The 26,043-nt window shown below is 62.9% G+C and carries 25 protein-coding genes; 12 read left to right on the top strand and 13 right to left on the bottom strand.

All coding sequences use genetic code 11. From position 1 onward, the window contains the following. The first annotated feature begins 3 nt into the window (after positions 1-3). The 3 genes from D0B32_RS31510 (at position 4) to D0B32_RS31495 (ending at position 4,485) form a co-directional block, all read left to right on the top strand. Positions 4-1,662: an ATP-binding protein gene (locus tag D0B32_RS31510; protein WP_117338295.1), complete on the top strand. Its 1,659-nt coding sequence runs from the start codon at positions 4-6 to the stop codon at positions 1,660-1,662. A 290-nt stretch (positions 1,663-1,952) separates the two neighbouring features. Continuing rightward, complete coding sequence (locus tag D0B32_RS31505) at positions 1,953-3,317, top strand: MFS transporter (RefSeq protein WP_117338293.1); 1,365 nt, start codon at positions 1,953-1,955, stop codon at positions 3,315-3,317. A gap of 439 nt (positions 3,318-3,756) precedes the next feature. Continuing rightward, positions 3,757-4,485: a FadR/GntR family transcriptional regulator gene (locus D0B32_RS31495; RefSeq protein WP_117338289.1), complete on the top strand. Its 729-nt coding sequence runs from the start codon at positions 3,757-3,759 to the stop codon at positions 4,483-4,485. 42 nt (positions 4,486-4,527) lie between these two features. On the opposite strand, the gene D0B32_RS31490 is transcribed toward D0B32_RS31495, so the two are convergent. Then, positions 4,528-6,270 (bottom strand): IlvD/Edd family dehydratase, encoded by a 1,743-nt coding sequence (locus D0B32_RS31490; protein WP_117338287.1) that lies wholly within the window; start codon positions 6,268-6,270, stop codon positions 4,528-4,530. Between the two features lie 560 nt (positions 6,271-6,830). Here D0B32_RS31490 and D0B32_RS31485 point away from each other — a divergent pair. From D0B32_RS31485 to D0B32_RS31475, 3 genes are read left to right on the top strand one after another with little or no spacing between them, the layout of a single operon-like run. Next, complete coding sequence (locus tag D0B32_RS31485; protein ID WP_117338286.1) at positions 6,831-7,931, top strand: sugar ABC transporter substrate-binding protein; 1,101 nt, start codon at positions 6,831-6,833, stop codon at positions 7,929-7,931. Further along, complete coding sequence (locus tag D0B32_RS31480) at positions 7,931-8,920, top strand: ABC transporter permease (protein ID WP_117338284.1); 990 nt, start codon at positions 7,931-7,933, stop codon at positions 8,918-8,920. The genes D0B32_RS31485 and D0B32_RS31480 overlap by 1 nt, the downstream gene beginning before the upstream one ends. 12 nt (positions 8,921-8,932) lie before the next feature. Then, positions 8,933-9,703, top strand: coding sequence for an ATP-binding cassette domain-containing protein (locus D0B32_RS31475; RefSeq protein ID WP_117338282.1), 771 nt, complete (start codon positions 8,933-8,935; stop codon positions 9,701-9,703). 121 nt (positions 9,704-9,824) lie between these two features. On the opposite strand, the gene D0B32_RS31470 is transcribed toward D0B32_RS31475, so the two are convergent. The 3 genes from D0B32_RS31470 to D0B32_RS31460 form a co-directional block, all read right to left on the bottom strand. Further along, positions 9,825-10,967: a serine aminopeptidase domain-containing protein gene (locus D0B32_RS31470; RefSeq protein ID WP_117338281.1), complete on the bottom strand. Its 1,143-nt coding sequence runs from the start codon at positions 10,965-10,967 to the stop codon at positions 9,825-9,827. Between the two features lie 2 nt (positions 10,968-10,969). Continuing rightward, a complete protein-coding gene (locus D0B32_RS31465) occupies positions 10,970-11,893 on the bottom strand; it encodes a GyrI-like domain-containing protein (RefSeq protein WP_117338279.1) in 924 nt (307 codons plus the stop codon). A 386-nt stretch (positions 11,894-12,279) separates the two neighbouring features. After that, the gene (locus tag D0B32_RS31460; protein ID WP_117338313.1) at positions 12,280-12,792 is read right to left on the bottom strand and encodes a low molecular weight phosphatase family protein; all 513 of its coding nucleotides are present in this window, start codon (positions 12,790-12,792) and stop codon (positions 12,280-12,282) included. 351 nt (positions 12,793-13,143) lie between these two features. Between D0B32_RS31460 and D0B32_RS31455 the strand changes: the two genes are divergently transcribed. The 3 genes from D0B32_RS31455 to D0B32_RS31445 all read left to right on the top strand — a co-directional run bounded on the left by D0B32_RS31455 (position 13,144) and on the right by D0B32_RS31445 (position 14,382). Further along, on the top strand, positions 13,144-13,491 hold the full coding sequence (locus D0B32_RS31455) for a hypothetical protein (RefSeq protein ID WP_117338277.1): 348 nt from the start codon (positions 13,144-13,146) through the stop codon (positions 13,489-13,491). A gap of 250 nt (positions 13,492-13,741) precedes the next feature. Then, positions 13,742-13,933 (top strand): type II toxin-antitoxin system HicA family toxin, encoded by a 192-nt coding sequence (locus D0B32_RS31450; protein WP_117338275.1) that lies wholly within the window; start codon positions 13,742-13,744, stop codon positions 13,931-13,933. A gap of 47 nt (positions 13,934-13,980) precedes the next feature. Then, positions 13,981-14,382, top strand: coding sequence for a type II toxin-antitoxin system HicB family antitoxin (locus tag D0B32_RS31445; RefSeq protein WP_117338273.1), 402 nt, complete (start codon positions 13,981-13,983; stop codon positions 14,380-14,382). Positions 14,383-14,429: 47 nt separating this feature from the next. Here D0B32_RS31445 and rng read toward each other — a convergent pair whose 3' ends face one another. The 9 genes from rng to upp all read right to left on the bottom strand — a co-directional run bounded on the left by rng (position 14,430) and on the right by upp (position 23,397). Further along, positions 14,430-15,899, bottom strand: a complete 1,470-nt coding sequence (gene rng / locus D0B32_RS31440; RefSeq protein WP_117338272.1) for a ribonuclease G — start codon at positions 15,897-15,899, stop codon at positions 14,430-14,432. A gap of 9 nt (positions 15,900-15,908) precedes the next feature. Then, a complete protein-coding gene (locus tag D0B32_RS31435) occupies positions 15,909-16,538 on the bottom strand; it encodes a nucleoside triphosphate pyrophosphatase (protein WP_117338270.1) in 630 nt (209 codons plus the stop codon). 283 nt (positions 16,539-16,821) lie between these two features. Continuing rightward, complete coding sequence (gene rlmH, locus D0B32_RS31430; protein WP_115104009.1) at positions 16,822-17,292, bottom strand: 23S rRNA (pseudouridine(1915)-N(3))-methyltransferase RlmH; 471 nt, start codon at positions 17,290-17,292, stop codon at positions 16,822-16,824. Between the two features lie 200 nt (positions 17,293-17,492). Then, positions 17,493-17,948, bottom strand: coding sequence for a ribosome silencing factor (gene rsfS, locus D0B32_RS31425; protein ID WP_117338268.1), 456 nt, complete (start codon positions 17,946-17,948; stop codon positions 17,493-17,495). Between the two features lie 4 nt (positions 17,949-17,952). After that, entirely contained in the window at positions 17,953-18,660 is a 708-nt protein-coding gene (locus D0B32_RS31420) for a nicotinate-nucleotide adenylyltransferase (RefSeq protein WP_259295228.1), read from the bottom strand. A gap of 61 nt (positions 18,661-18,721) precedes the next feature. Beyond that, positions 18,722-19,645, bottom strand: a complete 924-nt coding sequence (gene hemF, locus D0B32_RS31415; RefSeq protein WP_117338264.1) for an oxygen-dependent coproporphyrinogen oxidase — start codon at positions 19,643-19,645, stop codon at positions 18,722-18,724. A gap of 298 nt (positions 19,646-19,943) precedes the next feature. Then, the gene (purD, locus tag D0B32_RS31410; RefSeq protein ID WP_117338262.1) at positions 19,944-21,221 is read right to left on the bottom strand and encodes a phosphoribosylamine--glycine ligase; all 1,278 of its coding nucleotides are present in this window, start codon (positions 21,219-21,221) and stop codon (positions 19,944-19,946) included. Positions 21,222-21,607: 386 nt separating this feature from the next. Further along, positions 21,608-22,336, bottom strand: a complete 729-nt coding sequence (locus tag D0B32_RS31405) for a YebC/PmpR family DNA-binding transcriptional regulator (RefSeq protein ID WP_117338259.1) — start codon at positions 22,334-22,336, stop codon at positions 21,608-21,610. Positions 22,337-22,746: 410 nt separating this feature from the next. Then, positions 22,747-23,397 carry a uracil phosphoribosyltransferase gene (gene upp / locus D0B32_RS31400; RefSeq protein ID WP_117338257.1) on the bottom strand — a complete coding sequence of 217 codons (651 nt, stop codon included), beginning with the start codon at positions 23,395-23,397 and terminating at the stop codon, positions 22,747-22,749. Between the two features lie 267 nt (positions 23,398-23,664). Between upp and D0B32_RS31395 the strand changes: the two genes are divergently transcribed. The 3 genes from D0B32_RS31395 to D0B32_RS31385 all read left to right on the top strand — a co-directional run bounded on the left by D0B32_RS31395 (position 23,665) and on the right by D0B32_RS31385 (position 25,961). Further along, positions 23,665-24,444 (top strand): SDR family oxidoreductase, encoded by a 780-nt coding sequence (locus D0B32_RS31395; RefSeq protein WP_117338255.1) that lies wholly within the window; start codon positions 23,665-23,667, stop codon positions 24,442-24,444. A 53-nt stretch (positions 24,445-24,497) separates the two neighbouring features. Next, a complete protein-coding gene (locus D0B32_RS31390; RefSeq protein WP_117338254.1) occupies positions 24,498-24,887 on the top strand; it encodes a methylglyoxal synthase in 390 nt (129 codons plus the stop codon). Between the two features lie 99 nt (positions 24,888-24,986). Then, complete coding sequence (locus D0B32_RS31385; RefSeq protein WP_117338253.1) at positions 24,987-25,961, top strand: quinone oxidoreductase; 975 nt, start codon at positions 24,987-24,989, stop codon at positions 25,959-25,961. Positions 25,962-26,043: the final 82 nt, after the last annotated feature.

Genomic DNA, 26,043 nt, shown 5'->3' with positions numbered 1-26,043 from the left:
GCTATGGAGCGCCGCGTACTGATTCTGGCGCCGTTCGGTCGTGATGCCGACGTCATCGCAGAAGTGCTCACCAAGGACTCGCACGAGTGCGTGCGCTGCGCCGACGTCGCCGCCTTGAATGCCGAGCTGGATCGAGGCGCGGGCACGACGCTCATCACCGAAGAGGCGCTGGCTTCCCCGCATACGCCGCAACTGTTCGAATGGCTCGAACGTCAACCCGCGTGGTCCGATTTTCCGGTGATCGTGCTGGCCGGCACGCGCATGGGACGGCGCTCGGCACACAGTCTCGAAGTGCTCGAGCGGCTCGGTAACGTGGTGGTGCTGGAGCGGCCCCTGAACTCGGAAACGCTGCGCCGCGCGGTGGCGTCGTCACAGCGGGCGCGGATTCGCCAGTATCAATCGCGCCGTCACCTGGCCGATCTGATCGACGCCCAGGCGGCGCTGGTGCAGCTCAACGACTCGCTCGAAAGCCGCATCGCCGAGCGAACCCATGAACTCGCTTCGGCCAACGATCGCTTGATGAAAGAGATCCACGAGCGCGCCAAGGTGCAGGCCGTGCTGGTGCAATCGCAGAAGATGGAAGCGCTCGGGCAGTTGACGGGCGGCATTGCGCACGACTTCAACAATCTGCTGAACGTCATCATGGTCAACGCGGAACTCATTGCGCGCGTCAGCAGCGACGAGCGGGTGCGTACGATGGCCGCGACGGCGAAACGCGCCACCGAGCGCGGCGCCAAACTCACCGGTCAGCTGCTGACGTTTTCCCGCACCAGCAACATCGACCTCAAGGCCGTGGACGTAGTGGCGCTGCTGCAAGGCATGCGGGACATCATCACCGTTTCGCTGGGCTCGACCATCCAGTTCGTCACGCATTTCGAGGACGAGCAACTGTGGACCGAGGCGGATGCCAACCAGCTCGAACTCGCTATCCTGAACCTGGCCATCAATGCGCGTGACGCCATGCCGGCAGGCGGCACGCTGGAAGTGCGCGTCGGGCAGCAGGCCGCGCCTGACCCGACGCTGGAGCCCGGCCGTTACGTGGTGGCCGAATTCACGGATACCGGCTCGGGCATTCCCGCCGATGTGATCTCGCGCGTGTTCGATCCGTTCTTCACCACCAAGCCGATTGGCAAAGGCACGGGGCTGGGCTTGAGTCAGGTGTATGGCATCACGCGCCAGACCGGCGGCACGGCACGCGTGATGAGCGAAGAAGGACGTGGTACCACAGTGCAGTTGTGGCTGCCGTTGCGTGAGCCCGTCGAATCGGAATCCGAAGTAATTTCCGCAGCCGAAGAAAACGCGCAGGGCATCAAGCGGATTCTGGTGGTCGAGGACGACAGTGAAGTGCGCTCGATGCTGGTGGAGTCGCTCAAAATGCTCGGCTATGTGGTGACAGAAGCGCCCGATGGGAAAGCGGGGTTGGCGCGTTTGCCGGACGACAGCCCCGATCTGCTGATGGTCGACTTTGCGATGCCGGGCATGAACGGTATCGACGTGATTTCCGCCGCGCGTGAATTGCGTGACGACCTGCCGGTGATTCTTGCTACCGGTTATGCGGACGTCGATGTCTCGCGACTCGCGGTGCGTCACTGCAGCATCCTGCGCAAGCCGTTCCAACTCGATGAGCTGGCGCGTACCGTGCGGCTGAGTCTGCTGGGCTGAACCTGTGCCACGCGCGCGCCGCCCACATGCGGCGGGTCGTGGGCGTGTCGTGAAGCGATTTGTAAAGCTCGCATTCGCTGCGCTTCCTGCACGGCTCAGTCACTAACACCGCATGCGCATTTCACACACGACATTCTTGCGGTAATCGTTGGCAATTGGTTGGCAATCAGAAATTGCTTTCCGCGCGGCGTTTCCCCGTTTACTCTTTTGCTACCTGGAGCGGATGGCCGCTCGAGCGTGACTGAATCCGCACGAGGTTCTCGCGAGGTTCTCTTAAAGGGAGAGCGTTCATGGAGATTGAAGCCCGTACTTTGGCGCGTGTGACGGCAAGGCTCGTACCGTTTCTGATGTTGTGTTACTTCGTGGCATACCTTGACCGGGTAAACGTGGGGTTTGCTGCACTGCAAATGAACAAGGACCTGCATCTGTCCTCCAGCGCGTTTGGTTTTGGCGCCGGCATTTTCTTCATCGCGTACTTTTTCTTCGAAGTCCCTTCCAACCTGATGCTGGAAAAATTTGGCGCACGCCGCTGGATTGCCCGCATCATGTTCACGTGGGGCATCCTCGCGGGGGCGATGGCCTTCATCCCGGATATTTCGCGCTATACGGGGCTGTCATCTGCGCATGTGTTCTACACGTTGCGGGTGCTGCTCGGCATTGCGGAGGCCGGGTTTTTCCCAGGCATCATCTTCCTGCTGACCTTGTGGTTTCCGTCCATGTACCGGGCGCGCGTGGTCGGCTATTTCATGGCGGCGATTCCACTTTCCACGGTGATCGGCGCACCGATTTCGGGCGCGCTGCTGGGCATGGATGGTCTCGCCGGCATGGCCGGCTGGCAATGGGTGTATCTGCTCGAGGCAGCGCCTGCACTGCTCCTCTCGTTCGTAGTGCTCGGCTACCTGACCGACCGTCCCAAGGACGCCACGTGGCTGCAAACCGACGAACGCGAGTGGCTCGTCAAGCGTCTCGCGGATGAGCGCAGCAAGCGCGAAGCAGTGCGCTCATTCAGCGTGCGCGAGGCGCTCGTGAACCCGCGTGTGCTGGCCATTGCGCTGATCTATTTCGGTGCGAACGCAACCAACTACGGGCTGAGCTTTTTCCTGCCGCAGATCGTCAAAGGTTTCGGCCTGACCAACCTGCAAACCGGCTTCGTCACTTCGCTGCCGTATATCGTGGGCGTCGTCAGCATGGTGCTGTGGGGACGTCATTCGGACAGCAAACTGGAGCGCAAATGGCACGTCGCTATTGCGCTGCTGGTGGCCGCTGGCGGTATCGGCGCAGCGGCGGGGCTGGATAACCCCGTGCTGAAGATGATCGCGCTATCCATTGCAGGCTTTGGCATCTTCGGTTGTCTGCCGGTGATCTGGACACTGCCAGCAGCGTTCCTGTCTGGCGCAGCGGCGGCGTGCGGCATTGCCGCGGTGAATTCGTTGGGCAATCTGGCGGGCTTCTTCGGTCCGTATGCGATGGGCTGGATCAAGGACAGCACCGGCGGCTTCGGCGCCGGTCTGCTGTGCCTCGCAGGCGCGGGCCTCGTGGGCGTGGCGGCGGTGCTGCTGTTGCATCACGACAGCGCACTGGAGGACGCGCCCGATCCGCTCAAGAGCGCAGGCGCGACGGGTACGACGCGCACTGAGGCAGGGCATCGTATCTAGCGAGTCCGGAAGGAGTGTCAGTGGGGAATCGCGTCGAACTCGTGACTGCGCGTTTGCAACTGCGCCGTACCCGGCCAGGCGACGCGCCCGCCTTATTCAACAACTACACGGGCGACCCCCACTGCGCGCGTTTCCTGCAACGCCGTCCTCACGCGGATGTCGCGCATACGCAGGCCATGTTGCAGGTGTCTTGCACAGCTTAAAGCAGCGCGCCATTTTCACTGCCTCGCTTGACCATCCAGAACAAACGCTTAGCATCCCAATACATTGTCAAGCGGACCCCGCCGGCTTATGCGGCTGCGACCCCATCTGTGCGCCCACGCGAGATCACGCGTGTTATGCTTGATCGCGCACCCTATACGTTGTCAATCGTTTCCAATTGCCGGCCCGAGCGGGCCGCCACGGTGCGCCACATCCGCATGACCTTCATTCTCGCCACATGGACTACCGTCATCTGCAACAACGCAAGAGCCTGCACGCACGCATCGTGCAGGAACTCGGCAAGCACATTGTCAGCGGCGAGGTTCAGCCGGGGCAACGCCTGCCGGCCGAAGCCGACTTATGCGAGCGTTATGGCGTGAGCCGGCCCGTGCTGCGCGAAGCAACGCGGGTGCTTGTGGCGAAGGGCCTGGTGGTGTCGAAGCCGCGCGTGGGTAGCGTCGTGCGGCCGCGTGAAGACTGGCATATGCTCGACCCCGACGTACTCTACTGGACGCTCAGCAGCGTGCCGGAAGGGGAGTTCTTTCATTCGCTGCTGACGGTGCGCCGCGTGATCGAACCGGCCGCCGCCGCACTCGCGGCAAGCGCGGCCACCAGCGAAGACGTGGAGCGCATCGCCAACGCCTACGAACGCATGGAGCGCGCGCCCACGGCGAGCGCATTGCTCGAACCCGACCTCGAGTTTCATCGCGCTATCATGGCGGCCACGCACAACGATCTGCTGGCACACATCGGCAACATGCTGTCGCTGGCGCTATCCGAATCGATCAAGCTGACGAGCCGTCATCCCGACACACACGCGCTCTCGTTGCCGCGTCACAAGGCAATTCTCACGGCGATTCAGAGCCACGATCCGCTCGGCGCGCGCCAGGCGAGCCTCGTGCAACTGGAGAACGCCAGCGCGGATGCCGAGAGCATTCTCGAAGTCGGGCGCGGCCATCCGGCGTAACGCCCGTAGGGGCGCGCCAGTTAGGCGCGCGCAGTCAAACCTTCAATGCGAATGACGCGGCACCTCTGAGCCCCGGCAGCCTACCAGGAAGTCGAAGTCGCATCCCTGATCGGCCTGCAAGACGTGCTCGACGTAGAGATGCCGGTAGCCGCTCGCATCCGCGGGCACCTGCTGCCGCTCCTCGTGCCACTGTGCGAGACGCGCGGTCAGTTCGGCCTCGCTGATGTCCAGATGCAGCCGGCCGGTATGGCAGTCCAGGTCGATCCAGTCGCCATTGCGTACCACCGCGAGCGGGCCGCCGGCGCGTGCTTCCGGCGCGACGTGCAGCACCACGGTGCCGTAGGCCGTGCCGCTCATGCGCGCATCGGAGATCCGCACCATGTCCGTGATGCCTTGCGCGAGCAGCTTGGGCGGCAGTCCCATGTTGCCCACTTCCGCCATGCCGGGGTATCCCTTCGGGCCGCAGTTCTTCAGGACGAGCACGGAATCGGCGGTGACCTCGAGATCTTCCGCGCCGATGCGCGCCTTGTAGTCCTCGAAGTTCTCGAACACCACTGCCCGGCCACGATGCTTGAGCAAGGCGGGCGTCGCAGCGGACGGCTTGAGCACCGCGCCGTTCGGCGCGAGATTGCCGCGCAGCACACACAGGCCGCCATCGGCGACGAGCGGCTTGTCGATTGGACGGATCACCTCATCGTTGTAGATCGGCGCTTCCTTGCAGTTGTCCCACAGCGTGTGGCCATTCGCAGTCAATGCATCGGGATGCGGCAAGAGCGCCGCTTCGCCGAGGCGTCGCACGACGGCAGGCAAACCGCCCGCGTAATAAAACTCTTCCATGAGGAAGCGGCCAGACGGCTGCAGATCGACCAGCGTCGGCGTGCCGCGCCCAATGCGGGTCCAGTCGTCGAGTTCGAGGTTGACGCCAATGCGCCCAGCAATGGCCTTCAGGTGAATCGCGGCATTGGTCGACCCGCCAATCGCCGCGTTCACGCGAATCGCGTTTTCGAACGCTTCGCGCGTGAGCAGTTTCGACAGGCGCAGATCTTCCAGCGCCATCTCGACGATGCGCATGCCCGACATATGCGCGAGCACGTAGCGGCGTGCATCCACGGCGGGAATCGCGGCGTTGTGCGGCAGCGTGACGCCGAGCGCTTCGGCCATGCAGGCCATCGTCGATGCGGTGCCCATCGTATTGCAGGTGCCTGCCGAGCGCGACATGCCCGCTTCCGCCGACATGAAGTCGTGCAGAGTGATCTTGCCGGCCTTCACCTGCTCGCTCAATTGCCAGACTATTGTGCCGGAACCGATGTCGCGTCCCTGGTGCTTGCCGTTGAGCATCGGACCGCCCGTCACGGCGATGGCGGGCACGTCGCAACTCGCCGCGCCCATCAGCAGCGCGGGGGTGGTCTTGTCGCATCCCACGAGCAGCACGACGGCGTCGATGGGATTGCCGCGGATCGATTCCTCCACGTCCATGCTCGCCAGGTTGCGCGTAAACATCGCCGTGGGTCGCAGGTTCGACTCGCCGTTGGAGAACACCGGAAACTCGACAGGAAAGCCGCCCGCTTCGAACACGCCGCGTTTGACGTGCTCCGCGAGCTTGCGAAAATGCGCGTTGCACGGCGTGAGTTCCGACCACGTATTGCAGATGCCGATGATCGGCTTGCCCTGGAATTCGTGATCCGGGATGCCCTGATTTTTCATCCAGCTGCGATACATGAAGCCGTTCTTGTCGGCTGTGCCGAACCATTGGGCAGAGCGTAACGGGCGTTTGGCGTCCTTCATGGAGTTCCTCCTTAACTTCCCTTGATAGTAATACTATTTGCCGCGTGTAGCTTGCCTTCAAGTTCGTGGCAGGTTGCTCGCGGGTTGCTCTCAGGTTGCTTTTCGTGACCCGCAGTGTGGGAGACGCCGACGCTTGCACATGTCTTCAGCGTCACCTGACACGATGCCGTCATCAGGCTGTCAAGTCATGCTGCGGTGCAAGACGTGACGTGGCGTTCTTGTGTGGCGTTCATTAGCGGCGGCCAGGCGGCTCCGCATACGTTTGCCGCGCTTTGCCAGGTTCAACTGATTGTCACTCGAGGTCACTGAACGGCGTTCTTGGCGAATGGCACGACATTGCCAGGCCCGCGCATGGCTTCGTGAATAGTCCGACTAGTTAAGGGTATACATCGGTTTATAGCCGGGGAGGCGTGATATAGCATTTTCCGTGGATCGTCATGCGGGGTCGCATGCGTTTGAGCAAGCGGTTCTTGGGGCGTGGTGATGCCCGGCACCGGCGCTTTCCCGGCCAGCGCCGTCATGCACAGTAAGTTTGAATAACTGAGAGACGGGAGAATGAGATGGCCGAGCGGGAAGATAAAAGCGAAGTACGGGGTGAAGTGCAAAACATGCGGCGCGGCCTGCTGCAAGGCGCAGGTCTGGCCTCGGCAATGGCGCTGCTGGGCGGCGCGCTGGGTGGCATGACCACGCCGGCTATGGCAGCCGAAGGGCAGCCGTTTCCATCGCACAAGCGCTGGAAGATCGTGTTCGTGAACCACGTCACGACCAATCCCTTCTTTGTCCCCACGCAATACGGTATTGAGGACGCCTGCGGATTGTTCGGCATGGACTATCAGTGGACGGGTTCGGCTAACGCCGACGTCGGCGAGATGGTCAATGCGATGAACGCCGCGATTGCCGCCAAGGCCGATGCGATCGCCGTGCCTATCGTCGATCCGAAAGCCTTCGATGGTCCGATCCAGAAAGCGCTGGATGCCGGCATTCCGGTGTTTGCCTATAACGCGGATGCTCCGCGTGGCAGCACGAATCCGCGTCTTGCCTACATCGGCCAGGATCTGTATCTGTCCGGGTATCAGATGGGCGAGCGCATTGCGAGCCTCGTGGATAGCGGACTGGTCGCACTCTTCATTGCTACGCCGGGTCAGCTGAACATTCAGCCGCGCCTCGACGGTGCCGCTGATGCCATCAAGAAGTCCGGCAAGAAGATCGACGTGCAGACCATCGCAACGGGCGCCACCGTCAACGAAGAACTCTCGAAGATCAAGTCGTTCTACCTGGGCCACCAGGATGTGAAGGGCATGTTCGCCGTGGACGCAGGCAGTACGCAAGGCGTGGCCGAGGTGATGAAGGAATCGAACCTGCCGGCCAAAGGCGTGCATGGCGGCGGCTTCGACTTGCTGCCGCGCACGGTCCAGCTGATTCACGACGGCTTCCTCGATTTCACGATCGATCAGCAGCCGTACGTGCAAGGCTTTTACACCGTGGTGGAAGCGTTCACCTTCCTCGCCTCGGGCGGCCTCGTCGGACCGGCTAACGTCAACTCGGGTCTGAAATTCGTCACGAAGGGCACAGTGGATCCGTATCTCAACACGGAAACGCGCTACGAAGGCAAGAGCACGAAGCCGCAGATCGTGCCGCGTAACGGCGGGATCAAGTCGTAATGTCATCTGTGACCGATACCACTAAATCGGGCGATCGCGCCAGGCGTTGGCCTGGCGCGATTGGACGCTCCAGTGAGATTCGCATTCTCGCGGTCGCGCTGATTCTGGCCGCGTACTTCGAAATCGCGAATCACGATTTCCTGCTCACCAGCGCCAGCCTCGAAAACCTCTCGCAATTCATCGCACCGGTGGCCATCATCGCGTGCGGCGAAATCATGTTGATGATCGGCGGTGAGATCGATCTCTCTGCCGGAATGGTGTTCGCGTTCGCGCCGTTCATCATGCACTTCGCGCATGAAGCGGGGGCGCCCACGTGGATCGCGGTGATTGCCGGTGTGGTGGCCGCGGCCGTGGTGGGGTTGATCAACGGCGCGGTGACGGTGTACTTGCGGATTCCCTCGTTTGTGACGACCTTGGGTACGCTGTTCTTCATCAACGGTCTCACGTTGACGATCTCGCGCGGCACGCCGGTGTCCACGCCTGAGGGCGACAGCTTCGCCGCCTTCATGGGCGCATGGGGCTACAGCGAGATCATCTGGACCGTCGCGATTGCGGCCTTCATGCACGTGCTGTTGCGAAACACGCGCTGGGGCTTGCACACGATTGCATCCGGGGCGAATCCATTAGGGTCGAGCGAGGCGGGGATCAACGTGAACCGGCTGAAACTCGGCAACTTCGTCATCGCGGCCGTGCTCGCAGGCTTCACCGGGATTCTGGAGGGCTTTCGCATTACCTCCATCGACCCGCAGGCCGGCGGCAACCAGATCATGTTCCTCGCAGTAGCAGCAGCCGTGATCGGCGGCACGCCGCTCGCGGGTGGCTCGGGCACGATCATCGGCGGTCTGATCGGCGCGGCCGTGCTGGGCATTCTGAACGACGGCTTCACGCTGATCGGCATCAACGCCTTCACCTTCAACATGATCCTCGGCGCGGCGATTCTTGCTGCGATGATCTTCAACATTCACGTCGTGCGTCTTGCGCGCAAGTAAGGGAGAGTCGTGATGTCCGAGGTGGCGTATGCGCTGCGCGGTGAAGAGATAGTCAAGCGCTTCGGCGCGGTCACCGCGCTCGACGGCGTGTCGTTGACGCTCAAGCAGGGCGAGATTCTCGGCGTGCTTGGTGACAACGGTGCGGGCAAATCGACGCTGATCAAGATTCTCACCGGGTTTCAGCAGCAAACCAGCGGCAAGCTTTTCATTCATGGCGAGGAAACGCTGCTGCGCTCGGTGGATCATGCGCGAGCATTGGGCATTGAGTGCGTGTATCAGGATCTGGCGCTGGCCAATTCGCTCAGCATCTATCACAACATGTTTCTGAACCGGGAGATCATTCGCCCGGGACCGTTGCGACTCCTGAACAATCGCGCCATGCGCAAGCGTGCAGCCGAATGTCTGGAAGAAATCGGCGTGCGGGTGCCGTCCGTGGATCTGCCAGTGGAGCGGCTATCCGGCGGACAGCGGCAGGCCATCGCCGTGGCGCGGGCGGTCAATTCGAACGCGAAGATCCTGTTGCTCGACGAACCGCTCGCAGCGATGGGCGCACGTGAGGCCGGACTCATCATTGATCTCGTGCTGCGTCTGAAAGAGAAGGGCGGTCTCTCGATCGTGATGATCATGCACAACTACGCGCAGACGCTGGATATCGCGGATCGCGTGATGCTGATGCAACGCGGGCGCGTGACATACGAGAAGGAAGCGGCCAGCACGTCGGTGGCGGAGTTGATGGATATCGTGCGGCGCGAGTACCGGGCCATGCGGACTGGTACGGAGTGAGGGCGGCTTTAAGAGCCCAAGGCACAGCACCTTAAACATTAAGCACCTTAAGCACTCGTCAGGCACGGCCCAATGCAAGCGTTTGCAGTTCACGCGCGCATTGGGCCGTGTGCATTTCTGTCTAAAGCGGGCCACCAGGCAACGCGGTCGTAAAGAAGCCGAGCGCCCAAGCAATGGTCTGGGCGTGTACCGCATCGCGGTTCACGCCCTCAGGATCTTTGCATAGCATGGCTAAATGATCGGCCGCGCGCGGCAAGCAGTCATCCATGAAGGTGTAGTGGACCGCTCCTGGGGCCATGTTCACCTGGGCGCGCGGCAGCAGGCCGGCGATGCGCTGGATATTGGTCGCCACCGGCGCAACTGGGTCCTGCGTGCCCGCGGCGAGCAACACCGGAATGTCGACCTCGGCAAACGACGTCGCGTCGAATGCTTCACCTAGCGCGGGTGCAATCGCAAAGACCGCCTTGATGCGTGGGTCCCGATACGAGTCCCCGGCACGCGTCATGGACGCCTGGGTTTGCGGCGAGAAACTGGCGGGCGTCGGGCCATCGTTCTTCAAGTGAGCCGTCTCGGGCGGCTTGCAGATGGCGTCTGCGGCGGGCGATGCGCAAAAGTCCTGGAAGTGCTGCAGACGTGTACGTGCGCCAGCCAGCTCCAGCACGGTGTAGCCGCCCAGCGAAAAGCCCACCGCGCCAATGCGCTGCGTGTCGATCCGCGCGCCCAGCGTGGGATCGGCCAGCAGATTGTCGAGCACTTCGCTGACGTCCGTAGCGCGTTCCCACCACAGGTAGAAACCTTCGCGGGCCAACGGCTCCAGCGCGTTATTGCCGGGGTGATTGACGCCCGCGACGATATAGCCATTTGCAGCGAGCGCGGCGGCCAGCCAGTCGAGGTCGTCCGCGCTGCCTCCCGTGCCGTGCGAAAGCAGAAGCAGCGGATATTTGGGGCGAGCGTCGGAGAGCGGCGTGTTGTCGTCGGCGATCTGATGGCCGGCAAAGATCGGGTCGCCGGGCGCGCCGATGTCGTGGGCATGTTCGGCGCTCGCGGGTGCAACGGGGTACCAGATGCGCGTGATAAGCGCCTCGGTCCGGGCGCCGCGCCAGTTGCGAGCCACCGGAGGATGAACCATGCGCACGCTTTCGCCCACGTTATACGGCGCGGTTTGCTCAGCTGGACTGACAGGGGCGGTGTTATCCGCAGCCGGGGCCGCAGTCATCCAGCACGTTGTTGCCAACGCGACAGCAAGCAGGAAAGCACGCAGCATCGTCACTCCTTTCGAAGCGGAATCATGAGATCGGTGACGCATTCGCACCGCTGATCAGGCAAGGGTTTGCTGCGATACAACTCGAGGTTCGGACGATCGTCCGGCTCGTAGCCACTGTGCGGCAGCCACCCGCCGTACAGCGCCTGGAACGTCGAGGCAATCAGCGGATAGGGACCGACGAGCCGGTGCGATGCGTAGAGGCCGCCTGCGACGCGTACCGTCTCGAGTTCGCCGCTCAATTCAGTGGGCGCGATGGACGCGACAGGCGTGCCCGGGATGATGCCAGCGAAGTAAACGAACGTGCCGGGCTCCTCGGGGTCACCCGTGCAGATGCCGACGGTGTGGCCGTCCACATTCTCCGAGACGGCATCGCCGACGAGCTGCCGCCACCGCATCCTGAGCGTGCGAAAGGTCTGACTGATGGTGGCAGTGGGACCGTCGTGCCGCAGACACACGGCGTCGAAGGGGGCGAGTTCGACGATCTGCACGACGGGCGTGCTCTGGGCGTCTGAAGCCAGGCGGGCGGCGGAACTGGCGTTCGCATCTGCATCTGCATCTGCGTCAGCATCCGGCGAGGTGAGCCGGCGTTGCCGCAACTGGAAGGCACTGGGACTGACCCCGGCGAAACCCCGGAAGGCACGCGAAAAGGCTTGCGGACTGCCATAGCCGACGTCGGCCGCGACATTGCCCACCGGCTCGTCGGCCACCGTCAGCCGATGAGCAGCCCGCGCGAGCCGCACGCGTTGCACGGTTTCGACGACGCGCTCGCCGGTCAGCGCGCGATAGATGCGATGAAAGTGAAACGGCGACAAGCACGCCAGCGACGCCAGGCTATCCAGCGTATGGGGCGCACCGGGATCGTCGAGGATAGCCTCGACGACGCGGGCGATTCGCTTGTGATAATCACGTTCGGTGCTGGGCTTCATGATGATCTCAGGATAGCCGTTTCGATCTGGGGCGGCGTTGCAGGGATTGCGGATTTTTCATCGCAATGGTGCACGCCTGATGGACCGTGCAGCGAGAGCAGCACGTGCGGCGCGTGCTGCATTCACTCTGCATAGCGGATGCCATGTGGCGAGAGCGAAGGGCGAGTTGTCCACACAAACGGTTGGCAAAGCTGTGGACAATTTGCGGGCAAACGATGCAAGTCGCTGAAACGATTCGTTTTGTGCGCTGCGCGACGAGAGCGTGCAATTGGCAGGAGTGCGGCGGGGCGGACGGCACGCGCAATTAAGCGGTGGCTGGTAGCAAACGTTAGCGCGCCGTGTGCGCCTGGTGTGACGAACGAGGTGCGGCTAACCGCACGTCAGGTTCAGCTTGAGCAGACAGCGCCGCTGCCGCATGCGACTGCTTCGACCTGGCGTGACGGACGCGCGGCCGCGTATTCGTAGCGGGGCAGTTCCATGAACAGCGTGACACGGCGCACGATTTGCCAGAACACCTTCTCGAACGAGCGGGTGCGCTCGTCGTGCGTCAGGCCATCGGCGAGCGGATCGGCGAAATCCCACTTGAGAAACTGTGGATTGCCGGGGAACGCGGGCACCAGATGGTCGCCGACACGCTCGTCCAGCGAAATGATGATGTCCATGCGCGGCGCCCATTCGCCGGTAAATTCGAGCCAGCTCTTGGGCGCGAGCAGGCCCAGTTCGGACACGCCTGGGCGCAGCTGCGCAAGGGCTAGCGCGTGGACACGCGCGGCGGGATCGGCCCCGGCACTGAATACGTCGAACCGGTGACCGGCCAGTTCGCGCAGTAAAGCTTCCGCGATGATGCTGCGTGCCGAATTCTCGCGACAGAGAAACAGCACCTTATATTTATCGATCACCCTCTTGCCCCGTAACATGTTTTTTCGTTGTGACCGCGATTCTGACGACCCAGTCTTGCACTTCCGTGACAGCACCCTTATCGCACGAACAGGCGTCCAGACGGCGGGGTGACGGAAGCGGTTTCCAGCATGGTCTCGCGTGGCCGGACGTCCACGGCGAGGGGGTGTTGCGGCGTGCTTCTGCGTGTTGCTGCTGCGAACTTCGTGGACCTGGTGGTGGTGTGGTCCTGAGTTGTCCGTTACGTTAGCACGAGAAAATATTGCGTGGATATGGGATTAAACGAGTGGTGCGGGCGGGGGATTTGTGGTGGGGTGATTGTGAGGGGAGGCGTTCCGATTTGGCATCCAGAGATGGATAGTGATTCTCGCGAGAGCTTCTTCGTACGCCTGATTGCGCCAATGCTTGACCAGTTGCAGCGCATTGCGCGGAGCAGTCTAGGCGAGCAGTCTGTTGACGATCTGAAGTCGGAAGCGTGGGTTGCAGCGCCGGTCATTCGCAGCCAGATGGACGATGCGATCGCCGCGCAAGACGAACGTCTGCAGGGCGCTGTGCTGTCGAAACTCCGCAAGACGTTCGGTATGGTTTGCCAATCGGAAGATGCGGTTCGCGTTGCAACTCGATCACGAGCAGTTCGGGAACGATGGGGAGTCTTTGCCGAACAGTGTCGCAGCGAGCCTGACCGGGCCGGAGCAATATGAACCGGCCGCGCGAATAGCGGCGAGAATGCATTGCGCTGCAACGCGCGGCCGAGGCCTACTTGCACATCGCTTGGCCCGCGAACGTGAACGGTACCGACGTGTTTTTTTGACAGCACAAACTCTATACTGTAATTTTATACAGTATCTAGAGATATATGTTCACTGCTGAAATTTTACACACCGCTACACACTATCCTTGCCATTCATCCACATCGTGTGTATATTTACACACGAAACAAGCGGGGTCGTGATGAATTCGTCACGAATAATCCGCATGCTCGAAGATGATGGCTGGTGGCTAGTTCGCATCACTGGTAGCCACCACCACTTCAAACACCCAAATAAGCCAGGCCTTGTGACGGTTCCCCACCCGAAGAAAGACCTGCCTATTGGGACAACCAAGAGCATCTTGAAAGTTGCCGGCTTGTTGACCATCAACTAAGTCGGTGCAGGATGCATGGGTATGACTGATCGTCCAGGACTGTGAAAATGGAATTTCCAATCGCCATTCATAAAGAAGATGGAAGCGTCTACGGCGTGACCGTCCCGGATATTCCGGGCGTTCATTCCTGGGGCGACACTATCGACGATGCGATTCGAAACGCAAAAGAGGCCATCCTTGGCCATGTCTTGACTCTGGTCGAACTGGGCGAGGACGTCGACGTCACCTGTTCGACCGTGGAAGAGCTCGTGACGAAGCCGGAGTTCGCTGGCGCGGTATGGGCTTTGGTGGAGGTAGATCTGTCGAAGCTCGATGCAAAACCTGAACGCATCAACATAAGCATTCCGCGTTTCGTTTTGCACAAGATCGACGCCTATGTGGAAGCGCGTCACGAGACCCGAAGTGGTTTTCTCGCTCGCGTCGCGCTAGAAGCGTTGGCGCATGGATGAGTGCTGAGAGGCGAAGCGAAGGCGGTGGATGCCACACTCCGCGATCGTTACATCAGCACAATATCGTACTGCTCCTGACTCAAATTCGACTCCACCTGCAGCGACACCGGCTTGCCAATGAAATCGATCAGCATAGCCAGATGCTGGGACTCTTCTTCGAGGAACAGATCGATCACCTGCTGCGACGCCACCACCCTGAACTCACGCGGGTTGAACTGTCGCGACTCGCGCAGGATCTCGCGCAGCACGTCATAGCACACGGTACGCGACGTCTTCACCTGCCCCTTGCCCTGGCACACCGGACACGGTTCGCACAGCACATGCGCAAGCGACTCGCGCGTGCGCTTGCGCGTCATCTCCACCAGCCCGAGTTGCGAAAAGCCATTCACCGTCACGCGCGTGCGATCGCGTGACAACGCCTTCTTCAACTCACCGAGCACCTGATCCCGATGCTCGACGTTTTCCATGTCGATGAAGTCGATGATGATCACGCCGCCCAGATTGCGCAGCCGCAACTGACGCGCGATCGTATGTGCGGCTTCGAGGTTGGTCTTGAAGATCGTGTCGTCGAAATTCCGTGCGCCCACATAGCCGCCGGTATTCACGTCGATGGTCGTCATGGCTTCGGTCTGGTCGATCACCAGATAGCCGCCGGATTTGAGATCGACGCGTCGCGATAACGCGCGCTGGATTTCCGTCTCGATGTTGTACAGATCGAAGAGCGGCCGCTCGCCTGTGTAGTGATGCAGTTTCGACGAGACCGCCGGCGTGAACTCTGCCGCGAAATCGGACAGCATCTGGAACGTCTCACGCGAATCCACCTGGATGCGTGTGGTTTCGTCATTGACGAAATCGCGCAACACGCGCTGCGCGAGATTGAGGTCCTGGTAGAGCAGGCTGGTGGGCGGCATGCGCTGCCCCTGCGAGAGAATCGTCGCCCATGTCTTGCGCAGATACGCGACATCGCCGGCCAGTTCTTCACTCGTTGCGTCTTCCGCAATGGTGCGCACGATGTAGCCGCCTTTCTCGTCAGCGGGCAAGACGGCAGTCAAACGTGCCCGCACGGCTTCGCGCTCGGCCTCGCTTTCGATCTTCTGCGAAATGCCGATGTGCGGCTCTTGCGGCAGATACACCAGCGTGCGGCCGGCAATGCTCACCTGCGTGGAGAGCCGCGCGCCCTTGGTGCCGATCGGGTCTTTGACCACCTGTACCATCAGCGTCTGGCCCTCGAACACGATCTTTTCGATAGGCTGATGCGGGACCTGCTGTTGTGGCTCGCCAGCAATGCGCGGATGCCAGATATCGGCAACGTGCAGAAACGCGGCGCGCTCGAGGCCGATGTCGATGAAGGCCGATTGCATGCCCGGCAACACTCGCACTACCTTGCCGAGATACACGTTGCCGACACGCCCGCGCGACAGCGTGCGTTCGACGTGAAGTTCCTCGACGGCGCCTTGCTGGACGAGCGCGACGCGCGTTTCCTGCGGCGTGACATTGATCAGGATTTCTTCATTCATGGTGTTGTTCTAGAAGTCGATGCGCGCGGCGCGCAGTAGCGCGGCGGTTTCAAAAAGTGGCAAACCCATGATACCTGAATAGGACCCTTCAATACGCTCGATAAACTCGGCCGCGCGCCCCTGCACGCCATAGGCGCCTGCCTTGCCGAACGGCTCGCCGCTGGCGACGTAGCGCGCGAGCGCGTCGGCCTGCACTGCAGCAAAACGCACGCGCGAGACCGATAGCGCCACCGGCAACAGCACGCCGCTTGCATCGACGACAGCCAATGCGGTCAGCACTTCGTGGTCGCGTCCGGCGAGGCGCGTGAGCATGGCGATGGCATCGTCGGCGTCGATGGGTTTGCCGAGGATCGCATCGTCGATGGTGACGGTTGTATCCGCAACGAGGATCGGCGCCTCGCGATGCGCGCCGGCCACGAGCCGCGCGCGGGCGGCTTCGGCCTTGGCCTGGCAGACGCGCAGAACGTAGTCGTGGGCGCGCTCGCCGGGGCGTTCCGCTTCGAGTGCCTCGGCGTCTTCATCGGGACGCGGCAACAGCAATTCATAGCGTACGCCCAGTTGTTGCAACAACTCCTGACGGCGCGGACTCTGAGAGGCGAGGTAGACGAACGGGTGCAAGACGGCAGTCGGCGCAGGCATAAAAGGTCTCGGTCAAGCTTGATGCGTGAAGGGTGAAAGCAGGGTAAGCAGCGCGCAGCGGCAAAGAGACAAAGGGCGCTTATCGATCGAGCGTATGTTGACACGCAACACTCAGCGAGCGTCATACACACACGGCAGCGGGCCTGCCTCAGGCGCTCACACGCCAGCCAGGCTGATCAACAAGCGTGGGTCAAAAGCAGGGGCCCGACGCACGCATCTGAAGAACGTACCCGCAGCACGCACCAGCTGCGCACTTGTCAGGCACACGTGTACCGATCTGCGCCTAAGCGCGGTGATAAGGGTGATTTTGCGTGATGGTCCACGCGCGGTAAAGCTGTTCGGCAAGCAGCACGCGCACCATCGCATGCGGCAAGGTCAGACTGGAGACGCGCAGCAGCATATCGGCGCGCGCCTTGAGGTCGGGGTCGAGTCCATCGGCGCCGCCGATCAGGAATGCCACGTCACGGCCGTCCTGCTGCCAGCCTGGCAGGGCAGCGGCAAGCTGCATCGTGGTCCAGTCCTTGCCACGTTCATCGAGCGCAACGATGCGCGCGTTCTTCGGCAACGCGGCTTCGATCTTTTGCCGTTCCGCCGCCATCACGCTCTCGGCCGGCCGCCCTGACGAACGCTGCTCGGGCTTGATCTCGCGCAGCTCGATACGCAGCTCGGGCGGCATGCGTTTCGCGTACTCGTCAAAGCCGGTGGCGATCCAGTCCGGCATCTTGTGGCCGACGGCGAGAATATGCAGCTTCATCACGGAAAGAGTCGTGGATCCAGTCGGGGATGCAATGGCCAAACGTCGGGTAGCCAAACATCCAGCCAAACGTCATATCAACGTGAGCCCGGCGATGCGAGGCCGGGTCAGCTCACGTCATGTCACATCGAGCTACGTTAGACCACCTCGGGTCACGCAATGCAGCGTCCAACGCAAACCAACGCCACATCACGCGCCCATCAGCGGCGACGTGCGGGCGCCTTGCGCGCAGGCTTGGCCACGGCCGGTGCGTCATCCTCTTCGTCGTCTTCGTCCGGTTCGCTCGAACGTGCGCCGCCAAACGGATTGGGCGTGCTGAGCTTGATACGAACCGGCTTGTCGCCCCAGATTTCTTCGAGGTTGTAGTACTGACGCAGCGCCGGTTGCAGGATGTGCACGACCGCGTCGCCGCAATCGACCAGCACCCATTCGCCCACGTCCTCGCCTTCGGTGCTGATGATCTCGCCGCCATTTTCCTTGACCTTCTCGCGCACGCTGGAAGCGAGCGCCTTGGTCTGGCGGTTCGAGGTGCCGGAGGCGACGATCACGCGATCGAACAGTCCGGTCAGGTGGCTGGTGTTGAACACCTTGATGTCTTGCGCTTTCACGTCTTCGAGGGCGTCGACGATCGCGCGTTGCAGTTTGCGAATATCCATAGGGTTACCGGTGGTACAGATGATGTTGAAGAATATAGTCCCACACCTCGGTGGGGACATGGCTCGCGGCCTCGTTCTGTTGCTGGCCGCCGGCATGCTGGACGAGACGTTCGCGTAGCAGCGCGCGGATATCGGTTGCCGAAACGTCGAAGGCCAGCGTGGTATCGATCAGCAGATGACCACAGGGGGTTGTTTGCAGCACGCGCGCCGTGGCCTCGCGCGCCGCAATCTCTGCGGCCACCGCGGGTGGAATCGACGCGAGTTCGAAACCGGGACGGGTCGCCGCGCACACATGGCCGAACTCGAAGAGACGCTGCCAGTCGCGCCATGTATCGAGCCGCACCAGTTGATCGGCGCCAATCAGCAGCGCGATCGACGCCTGCGGGCCTTCGCGTTCACGCCAGCGCTGCAGCGTCTCGACCGTGTACGTGGGGCCGTCGTGTTCGATCTCGTCCGTGGCGACGCTCACCTTGACGCCCGGCAGCACCAGCGAGCGGGCTGCGGCGCGGGTCATCGCGAGACGGTCGGCGGCTGGCGAGACTTCGGGCTTTTGCCACGGCTGGCCGGCTGGCAGCAGCACCAGATCGGTCAGTTGCAGCACCTCAGCGAAGCGCCGCGCGAGCGCGAGATGGCCGTCGTGAATCGGATCGAAGGTGCCGCCCAGCAGGCCGATCCGGCGGGGCAGGGCAGCGGGTTGAGCGTTCGGCTTCAGGTGAGCATCCTTGGTCGTAGCAAAGCGTGCGAAGGCGGGTGGTGTGACGCGCGACACGCCGTCAAACCCACTCGCGCGGCACGAGAAAATCGCTGTAAAGGCGCGCTTCGGGCGTGCCGGGTTCCGGTTGCCAGTTGTAGCGCCAGTTCACCACGGGCGGCATGGACATCAGGATCGATTCAGTGCGCCCGCCGCTCTGCAGCCCAAACAGTGTGCCACGGTCGAACACGAGGTTGAACTCGACGTAGCGGCCCCGGCGATACGCCTGGAAGTCACGCTCCGCTTCGCCGTAGCTCATGCTGCGGCGCTTCTCGATGATCGGCAGGTACGCGTTCAGAAAACTGTCGCCGACGCTTTTGAGCATCTCGAACGATTTTTCGAAGCCTGGCGCCGAGAAATCGTCAAAGAAAATGCCGCCGATGCCACGCGGTTCATTGCGGTGCTTCAGGAAGAAATACTCGTCGCACCATTGCTTGAAGCGCGGATACAGGTCCGCGCCATACGGTGCGAGCGCATCGCGGCAGGTGCGATGGAAATGCTGCGCATCCTCTTCGAAACCGTAGTAGGGCGTCAGATCCATGCCGCCGCCGAACCAGAACACGGGCGGCTCGCCGGCCTTCGTGGCGATCAGCAGACGCACGTTCATGTGCACGGTCGGACAGTACGGATTGTGCGGGTGCAGCACGAGCGACACGCCCATTGCCTCGAAACCGCGTCCCGCGAGTTGCGGGCGCGCCGCGCTGGCCGAGCCCGGCAGGGCGTCACCGGCTACGTCCGAGAAGCCGACGCCCGCGCGCTCGAAAAACTGGCCGCCTTCGAGAATGCGCGTGGTGCCGCCGCCGCGCAGCTTGTCACCCGGCGCGCGTTGCCACGTGTCGGTGGCGAACGGCGTGCCGTCGAACGCGCCGAGCGTGTCGGCGATGTGCGTCTGCAGGCCTTGCAGCCAGCCGCGGACAGCCTGTACGTCGTAGTTCGAATCCGTCATGAATGCAGGTGCTGAAGGGCGGCGCGCGGGTCGTGCCACGGGTTTGGGGTGAAGGGAACGCCGGGGAGCCGGTCGTGGCGCACGCGTCGATGACGAGATACGCGCCGCTGGCGCCCGGGCTGGCTGCGAATCCGCAGTGTAGCGCCGTTGGCACGTGAGGCCCCTGCGGGTAAGCGCGGGGGCGGGCTCGGGGTAAACGCCGGGCCGCTCGGGTGCGCGGCGTTCGGTTAAAAGCCGTGGCGCCGGGTGATCGACCGGGCACACGGCCCGATCGACCCGGAACGCCGCGCGGCCCTGGTCAGCTATGTTTGCGGTTCAGCGCCCGATAGCCGATGTCGCGGCGATACTGCATGCCGTCGAACGAGATCTGGTTGATGGTCTCGTAGGCCACCGACTGCGCGCTGCGTACCGAATCCGCCAGCCCGACCACGCACAGCACGCGGCCGCCTGACGTGACGAGCTTGCCGTCCGTCAACGTGGTGCCGGCATGGAAGGTGACCGAATCGCTGGTTTCGGCCGGGATGTCGTTGATCCGGTCGCCTTTGCGCGGCGTGTCCGGATAGTTGTGCGCGGCCAGCACGACGCCGAGCGCGGTACGACGGTCCCATTCCAGTTCGACGGTATCGAGCGTGCCGGCAATGGCCTGCTCCACGACCTTCGAGTAATCGCCTTTCAGACGCGCCATGATCGGCTGCGTTTCCGGGTCGCCCATGCGGCAATTGAATTCGAGTGTCTTGGGATTGCCTTGCGCGTCGATCATCAGACCGGCGTACAGGAAGCCCGTATAACGGATGCCTTCCTTCTCCATGCCACGCACCGTGGGCAGGATGATTTCGCGCATCACGCGGGCGTGCAGTTGCGGCGTGACGATGGGCGCGGGCGAGTACGCACCCATGCCGCCGGTGTTCGGGCCCTGGTCGGCGTCCAGCAGACGCTTGTGGTCCTGGCTCGAAGCGAGCGGCAGTACGTGCTTGCCGTCCACCATCACGATGAAGCTGGCTTCTTCGCCGGCGAGAAATTCTTCGATCACGACGCGTGCGCCGGCATCGCCCAGCTTGTTGTCCGACAGCATCATGTCGACTGCGGCGTGCGCTTCTTCCAGCGATTGCGCGACTACCACGCCCTTGCCGGCAGCGAGGCCGTCGGCCTTGATGACGATCGGCGCGCCTTTGGCGTCGAGGTAGGCGTGGGCGGCGGCGACGTCAGCAAAGGTCTCGTATTCCGCGGTGGGAATGGCGTGGCGCTTCATGAACGCCTTGGCGAAGTCCTTCGAGCTTTCGAGCTGCGCGGCTTCCTTCGTGGGTCCGAAAATCTTCAGGCCGCGCGAGCGGAACAGATTGACGATGCCCGCGGCGAGCGGCGCTTCCGGCCCGACCAGCGTGAAGGCGATCTGTTCCTTTTCGACGAAATCGGCGAGCGCGGCCGGCTCGGTGATGTCGACGTTACGCAGACGCTCGTCCTGGGCGGTGCCGCCGTTGCCGGGAGCAACGTAGACGAGCTGGACCCGCGGCGACTGCGCGAGCTTCCATGCGAGCGCGTGCTCGCGACCGCCGGAACCGACGACGAGTAACTTCATGTGATTCCCCGAAGACTTTAAAAACCATGAACGGCTGCCGCTCTGGCGACAACCGTGAATTCCCGCAACATTCGCACCCGGCGAACCGTCAATCTGCGACGCTGGCAACGCGCAGGCTGCCTTTCCTGCAACTCAACTTACGCGCGCTCAATTCACACGCTCATCTCACACGCTCGAACACTGCCGGATCGCCACCGTCTCACGCTGTGCGCCAGGCGGCACTACGTGGCAAAAACCGGCGAGCGTCGCCGTACCGATTTCCGCAACGCCGCCACATTTCGCGCATGACAGCTCGCGCGTGCGAGCTGTCAGCATGGACATGCAAAACCCGTGCTATCCCAGCCGAAGCAAACGAGGCGCGCCCCCACGGCACGCCCGCGTGGCGCTCATTCGTCGGCGATGGCCGCGTTTGTATAGACTTCCTGCACGTCGTCCAGATTTTCGAGTGCGTCGAGCAGCTTTTGCATCTTCACCGCGTCGTCGCCGGTGAACTCCACTTCCGTTTGCGGCTTCATCGTGACTTCAGCCAGCTCCGCCTTGAAGCCCGCGGCTTCCAGCGCGGCCTTCACCTTCGGGAAATCGTTCGGCGGGCAGACCACTTCGATACTGCCGTCCTCGTTCGTGACGACGTCGTCGGCGCCGGCTTCGAGGGCCGCTTCCATCAGCTTGTCTTCGGGCGTGCCCGGCGCAAACAGGAACTGGCCGATGTGGTCGAACATGAACGCGACCGAGCCGTCCGTGCCCATGTTGCCGCCGTTCTTCGAGAACGCGTGGCGCACTTCCGCGACGGTGCGCGTGCGGTTGTCGGTCATCGTGTCGACGATCACGGCCGCGCCACCGATGCCATAGCCTTCGTAGCGGATTTCTTCGTAGCTTGCACCGTCGACACCGCCCACGCCACGCTGGATGGCGCGGTTGACGTTGTCTTTCGGCATGTTGGCGTCGTAGGCCTTTTCGACGGCGAGCCGCAGACGCGGGTTCGAGTCGATATCGCCTCCGCCCATGCGGGCAGCCACCTGGATTTCCTTGATGAGCCGCGTCCAGACCTTGCCGCGCTTGGCGTCGGCCGCTGCTTTCTTATGCTTGATGTTGGCCCATTTCGAATGACCCGCCATACCTTTCTCCATCGCGCGCGCCAGCGGGGCGCACGCATAGTGCAATTGTCGTTGCGATGTCGGGCGCTTGCGAAGGCGCGCCTCGATTCAAACCGTTCCACCTTGGACCTGAAACGCCCGGCTTAAGGGGAGCGGGCCCGTTCGGGCCAGCCCCTGCGAACCGATGGCCGCGTGCGGCGCGATTGGACGGTGGCGATGCGCGTGTCCGGTGCGGCGGCAAAAAGCGCCATGCCGGTGTGCGCGGGCCCCGCAAAGGCGCAATGCGCCGGGCGAATCTGCAAGTTGAGCCGCTCGATGAGCGGATGCGAATTTTATCACGCCGCGGGGGTGCGGCAGTGGGGGTGAGTGGCGAAACCGGCTGCCTCAGGGCGATTTGGCGGCGCGCACCGCCGCCCACCCATCTCTCACGCTCAGTTCTTGGTGCCGAACAGCCGGTCGCCGGCGTCGCCCAGGCCCGGCACAATGTACGCGTGCTCGTTGAGGTGCGAATCGAGCGACGCCACGTACAGTTTCACGTCCGGATGCGCGTCCTGGAACACCTTCACGCCCTCGGGCGCCGCCACCAGCGCGAGGAACATGATGTTCTCGCCGCTCACGTTGCGGCGCTTGAGCACGTCCACCGCGTGCACGGCCGAGTAGCCGGTCGCCACCATCGGATCGCACAGGATGAAGATGCGGTCTTCGAGATCCGGCAGACGCACCAGATATTCGACCGGCCGGTGGTCTTCGGCCCGGTACACGCCAATGTGCCCCACACGCGCCGACGGAATCAGTTCCAGCAGCCCGTCCGACATGCCCACCCCGGCGCGCAGCACCGGCACGATGGCCAGCTTCTTGCCGGCGATCACCGGCGCGTCGATCTCGACGAGCGGCGTCGTGACCCGGCGCGTGGTCATGGGCAGGTTGCGGGTAATTTCATAGCCCATCAGCAGCGTGATCTCGCGCAGCAGTTCGCGGAACGTGCGCGTCGAGGTATCCCGGTCGCGCATGTGCGAGAGCTTGTGCTGGATCAGCGGGTGATCGAGGATGAAAAGATTGGGGAAACGGCTGTCCTGGGTCATGGCGGGGGCGCTAACGGCGGCAAGAGGAATCGGTCGGCGGCTCGCGGGGCCGGTGGAACCGGCGGGCGGGCGCGCCACGGCTGCAAGTTTACCGAAAGTACTGCCCGAAGATAGGGGAGATTTCAGCCACGCGGCACGGTCGCGCACCGATTCTTCTAGAATCGTGAGAAACCGGTCGCATCCAGACGGGCCGCATCGGCATCGGCGCACAGCAGGCGCACCTCCGCATTGGCGCGCCGTCGCCATCACAGGAACGAGGAGAAGCACATGGACATGGGCATTGCAGGACGCACCGCGCTGGTCTGCGCGGCGAGCAAGGGGCTGGGCCGCGGTTGCGCGGAGGCGCTCGCGGCAGAAGGCGTGAATCTGGTGATCGTCGCCCGCACCGCCGAGACCCTCGAACACACCGCCGCCGAGATCCGCGCCCAGACCGGCGTGGAGGTCAAGACGGTGGCCTGCGACATCACCACGCCGGAAGGCCGCGCTGCCGCGCTTGCGGCGTGTCCGACACCGGACATTCTGATCAACAATGCGGGCGGGCCGCCGCCGGGCGATTTCCGCAACTTCACGCACGAGGACTGGATCCGCGCGCTCGAAGCCAACATGCTGACGCCGATCGAACTGATCCGCGCCACCATCGACCACATGTGCGGGCAAGGTTTCGGGCGCATCGTCAACATCACGAGTTCGGCGGTGAAGGCGCCAATCGACGTGCTGGGTCTGTCCAATGGTGCGCGTTCCGGGCTGACCGGCTTCGTGGCCGGTGTCGCGCGCAAGGTCGCGCGCGATGGCGTGACCATCAACAGTCTGCTGCCGGGTGTGTTCGACACGGATCGCATCGCGACGACCTTCGACGCCCAGGCCAAGGCGCAACACATCTCCGTCGAAGAAGCGCGCAAGCAGCGGATGGCCAACATCCCGGCTGGCCGCTTCGGCAACCGCGACGAGTTCGGCCGCGCCTGCGCATTTCTGTGCAGCGTGCACGCGGGTTATATCGTCGGGCAGAACTGGCTGCTCGATGGCGGGGTGTATCCCGGCACGTTCTGAACGCGCTTACCACCACAACAACACACCAACACAACGACTCTGGAGGCTCACGCATGACCACCCGCATCGCACTGATCGCACACGACCACAAGAAAGACGACATCGTCAAACTCGCCGGTGAATACGTCGACACGCTGCGGCGCTGCGAAATTGTCGCTACCGGCACGACCGGCGGCCGGATTGCGGATGCGTATGGCCTCAACGTACAGCGCATGCTGTCGGGCCCGCACGGTGGCGATCTGCAGATCGGCTCGCAGCTTGCCGAAGGCCGCGTCGATATGGTGATTTTCCTGCGTGATCCAATGACGCCGCAGCCGCACGAACCGGATATCAACGCGCTGGTGCGCGCTTGCGACGTGCATAACGTGCCGTGCGCCACCAATATCTCCACCGCACGCATGATTCTCGACGTGCTGACGATGCGTCTCACGGAGAAGGTGTGACGCCGGCCAAAGACAACGCCAAACACAACGCCAAACACAGCAAGGCAGGCGCGGCGCAGCGAGCCGCGCACCCTCTTAACCCGAACCTGGGAGACATTGATGGTCAAGGCAATCCGATTCGATAAACCCGGCGGCCCCGACGTGATGAAGTGGGTCGACGTCGAAGTGGGCGAGCCGGGCAACGGCGAGATTCGCCTCAAGCAGCACGCGGTGGGCCTCAACTACATCGACGTTTATTTCCGTACCGGCATGTATCCATTGCCGATGCCAGGTGGGCTCGGCATGGAAGCGGCGGGTGAAGTGACAGCCGTGGGCGCGGGCGTGACGGATTTCAAACCCGGCGACCGCGTCGCGTACGTGGCGCGACCTCCCGGCGCCTACGCGCAGGAGCGGGTGCTGCCCGCGGCCCAGGTCGTGAAGTTGCCCGACGCGCTGAGCTACGAACAGGGCGCTTCCGTCATGCTGCAAGGGCTCACCGCGCAATATCTGCTGCGGCGCACGTATGCCGTGAAGGCCGGGGACACGATCGTGATTCAGGCCGCTGCGGGCGGAGTGGGCCTGCTGGTCTGCCAGTGGGCGAAGGCGTTGGGCGCCACGGTGATCGGCACGGTCGGCTCCGACGAGAAGGCGGAGATTGCCAAGGCGCATGGCTGCGACTATCCGATCGTCTATACGCGCGAGAACTTCACCAAACGCGTGCGTGAGATTACCAACGGCGCGGGCGTGCCGGTGGTGTACGACTCCATCGGCAAGGACACGATGACGGCGTCGCTCGATTGCCTCGCGCCGCTCGGTCTGTTCGTGAGTTTTGGCAATGCGTCTGGTCCGCTTCCGCCGCTGGATGCTTCCGAACTCGCCGGACGCGGCTCGCTATTCTTTACGCGCCCGACGCTGTTTACGTACATCGGCAAGCGCAGCGACTACGAGGCGATGTCGGCGGAACTGTTCGACGTGCTGGTGTCGGGCAAGGTCAAGACGAGCATCAATCAGCGTTATGCGCTCGCAGATGTCGCCAAAGCGCACGAAGACCTGGAAGGGCGCCGCACCACCGGCTCGACGATCCTGCAGCCGTAAGCACATAAGCGTCCTGGCACATAAGGCACGGCGGCTCGAACGGGCCGCCGTCGCCATCAAGACGTCGCTCCAGCAGCGACCG

Origin of the sequence: Paraburkholderia sp. DHOC27 (assembly GCF_003429005.1) — a bacterium.
GTDB lineage: Bacteria > Pseudomonadota > Gammaproteobacteria > Burkholderiales > Burkholderiaceae > Paraburkholderia.
The sequence above is the reverse complement of the archived record's forward strand: the minus strand, read 5'-3'. Positions and strand labels throughout refer to the sequence as shown.

What these genes read in the sequence shown, in the direction of transcription:
- D0B32_RS31395 (WP_117338255.1), top strand. Translation starts at nt 23,665, where the DNA reads ATGGACATGGGCATTGCAGGACGCACCGCGCTGGTCTGCGCGGCGAGC.
- upp (WP_117338257.1), bottom strand. Translation starts at nt 23,397, where the DNA reads ATGACCCAGGACAGCCGTTTCCCCAATCTTTTCATCCTCGATCACCCG.
- D0B32_RS31455 (WP_117338277.1), top strand. Translation starts at nt 13,144, where the DNA reads ATGGATAGTGATTCTCGCGAGAGCTTCTTCGTACGCCTGATTGCGCCA.
- rlmH (WP_115104009.1), bottom strand. Translation starts at nt 17,292, where the DNA reads ATGAAGCTGCATATTCTCGCCGTCGGCCACAAGATGCCGGACTGGATC.
- D0B32_RS31495 (WP_117338289.1), top strand. Translation starts at nt 3,757, where the DNA reads ATGGACTACCGTCATCTGCAACAACGCAAGAGCCTGCACGCACGCATC.
- purD (WP_117338262.1), bottom strand. Translation starts at nt 21,221, where the DNA reads ATGAAGTTACTCGTCGTCGGTTCCGGCGGTCGCGAGCACGCGCTCGCA.
- rsfS (WP_117338268.1), bottom strand. Translation starts at nt 17,948, where the DNA reads ATGGATATTCGCAAACTGCAACGCGCGATCGTCGACGCCCTCGAAGAC.
- D0B32_RS31445 (WP_117338273.1), top strand. Translation starts at nt 13,981, where the DNA reads ATGGAATTTCCAATCGCCATTCATAAAGAAGATGGAAGCGTCTACGGC.
- D0B32_RS31480 (WP_117338284.1), top strand. Translation starts at nt 7,931, where the DNA reads ATGTCATCTGTGACCGATACCACTAAATCGGGCGATCGCGCCAGGCGT.
- D0B32_RS31465 (WP_117338279.1), bottom strand. Translation starts at nt 11,893, where the DNA reads ATGAAGCCCAGCACCGAACGTGATTATCACAAGCGAATCGCCCGCGTC.
- D0B32_RS31470 (WP_117338281.1), bottom strand. Translation starts at nt 10,967, where the DNA reads ATGCTGCGTGCTTTCCTGCTTGCTGTCGCGTTGGCAACAACGTGCTGG.
- D0B32_RS31390 (WP_117338254.1), top strand. Translation starts at nt 24,498, where the DNA reads ATGACCACCCGCATCGCACTGATCGCACACGACCACAAGAAAGACGAC.
- D0B32_RS31510 (WP_117338295.1), top strand. Translation starts at nt 4, where the DNA reads ATGGAGCGCCGCGTACTGATTCTGGCGCCGTTCGGTCGTGATGCCGAC.
- D0B32_RS31475 (WP_117338282.1), top strand. Translation starts at nt 8,933, where the DNA reads ATGTCCGAGGTGGCGTATGCGCTGCGCGGTGAAGAGATAGTCAAGCGC.
- D0B32_RS31485 (WP_117338286.1), top strand. Translation starts at nt 6,831, where the DNA reads ATGGCCGAGCGGGAAGATAAAAGCGAAGTACGGGGTGAAGTGCAAAAC.
- D0B32_RS31490 (WP_117338287.1), bottom strand. Translation starts at nt 6,270, where the DNA reads ATGAAGGACGCCAAACGCCCGTTACGCTCTGCCCAATGGTTCGGCACA.
- rng (WP_117338272.1), bottom strand. Translation starts at nt 15,899, where the DNA reads ATGAATGAAGAAATCCTGATCAATGTCACGCCGCAGGAAACGCGCGTC.
- hemF (WP_117338264.1), bottom strand. Translation starts at nt 19,645, where the DNA reads ATGACGGATTCGAACTACGACGTACAGGCTGTCCGCGGCTGGCTGCAA.
- D0B32_RS31385 (WP_117338253.1), top strand. Translation starts at nt 24,987, where the DNA reads ATGGTCAAGGCAATCCGATTCGATAAACCCGGCGGCCCCGACGTGATG.
- D0B32_RS31505 (WP_117338293.1), top strand. Translation starts at nt 1,953, where the DNA reads ATGGAGATTGAAGCCCGTACTTTGGCGCGTGTGACGGCAAGGCTCGTA.
- D0B32_RS31435 (WP_117338270.1), bottom strand. Translation starts at nt 16,538, where the DNA reads ATGCCTGCGCCGACTGCCGTCTTGCACCCGTTCGTCTACCTCGCCTCT.
- D0B32_RS31405 (WP_117338259.1), bottom strand. Translation starts at nt 22,336, where the DNA reads ATGGCGGGTCATTCGAAATGGGCCAACATCAAGCATAAGAAAGCAGCG.
- D0B32_RS31450 (WP_117338275.1), top strand. Translation starts at nt 13,742, where the DNA reads ATGAATTCGTCACGAATAATCCGCATGCTCGAAGATGATGGCTGGTGG.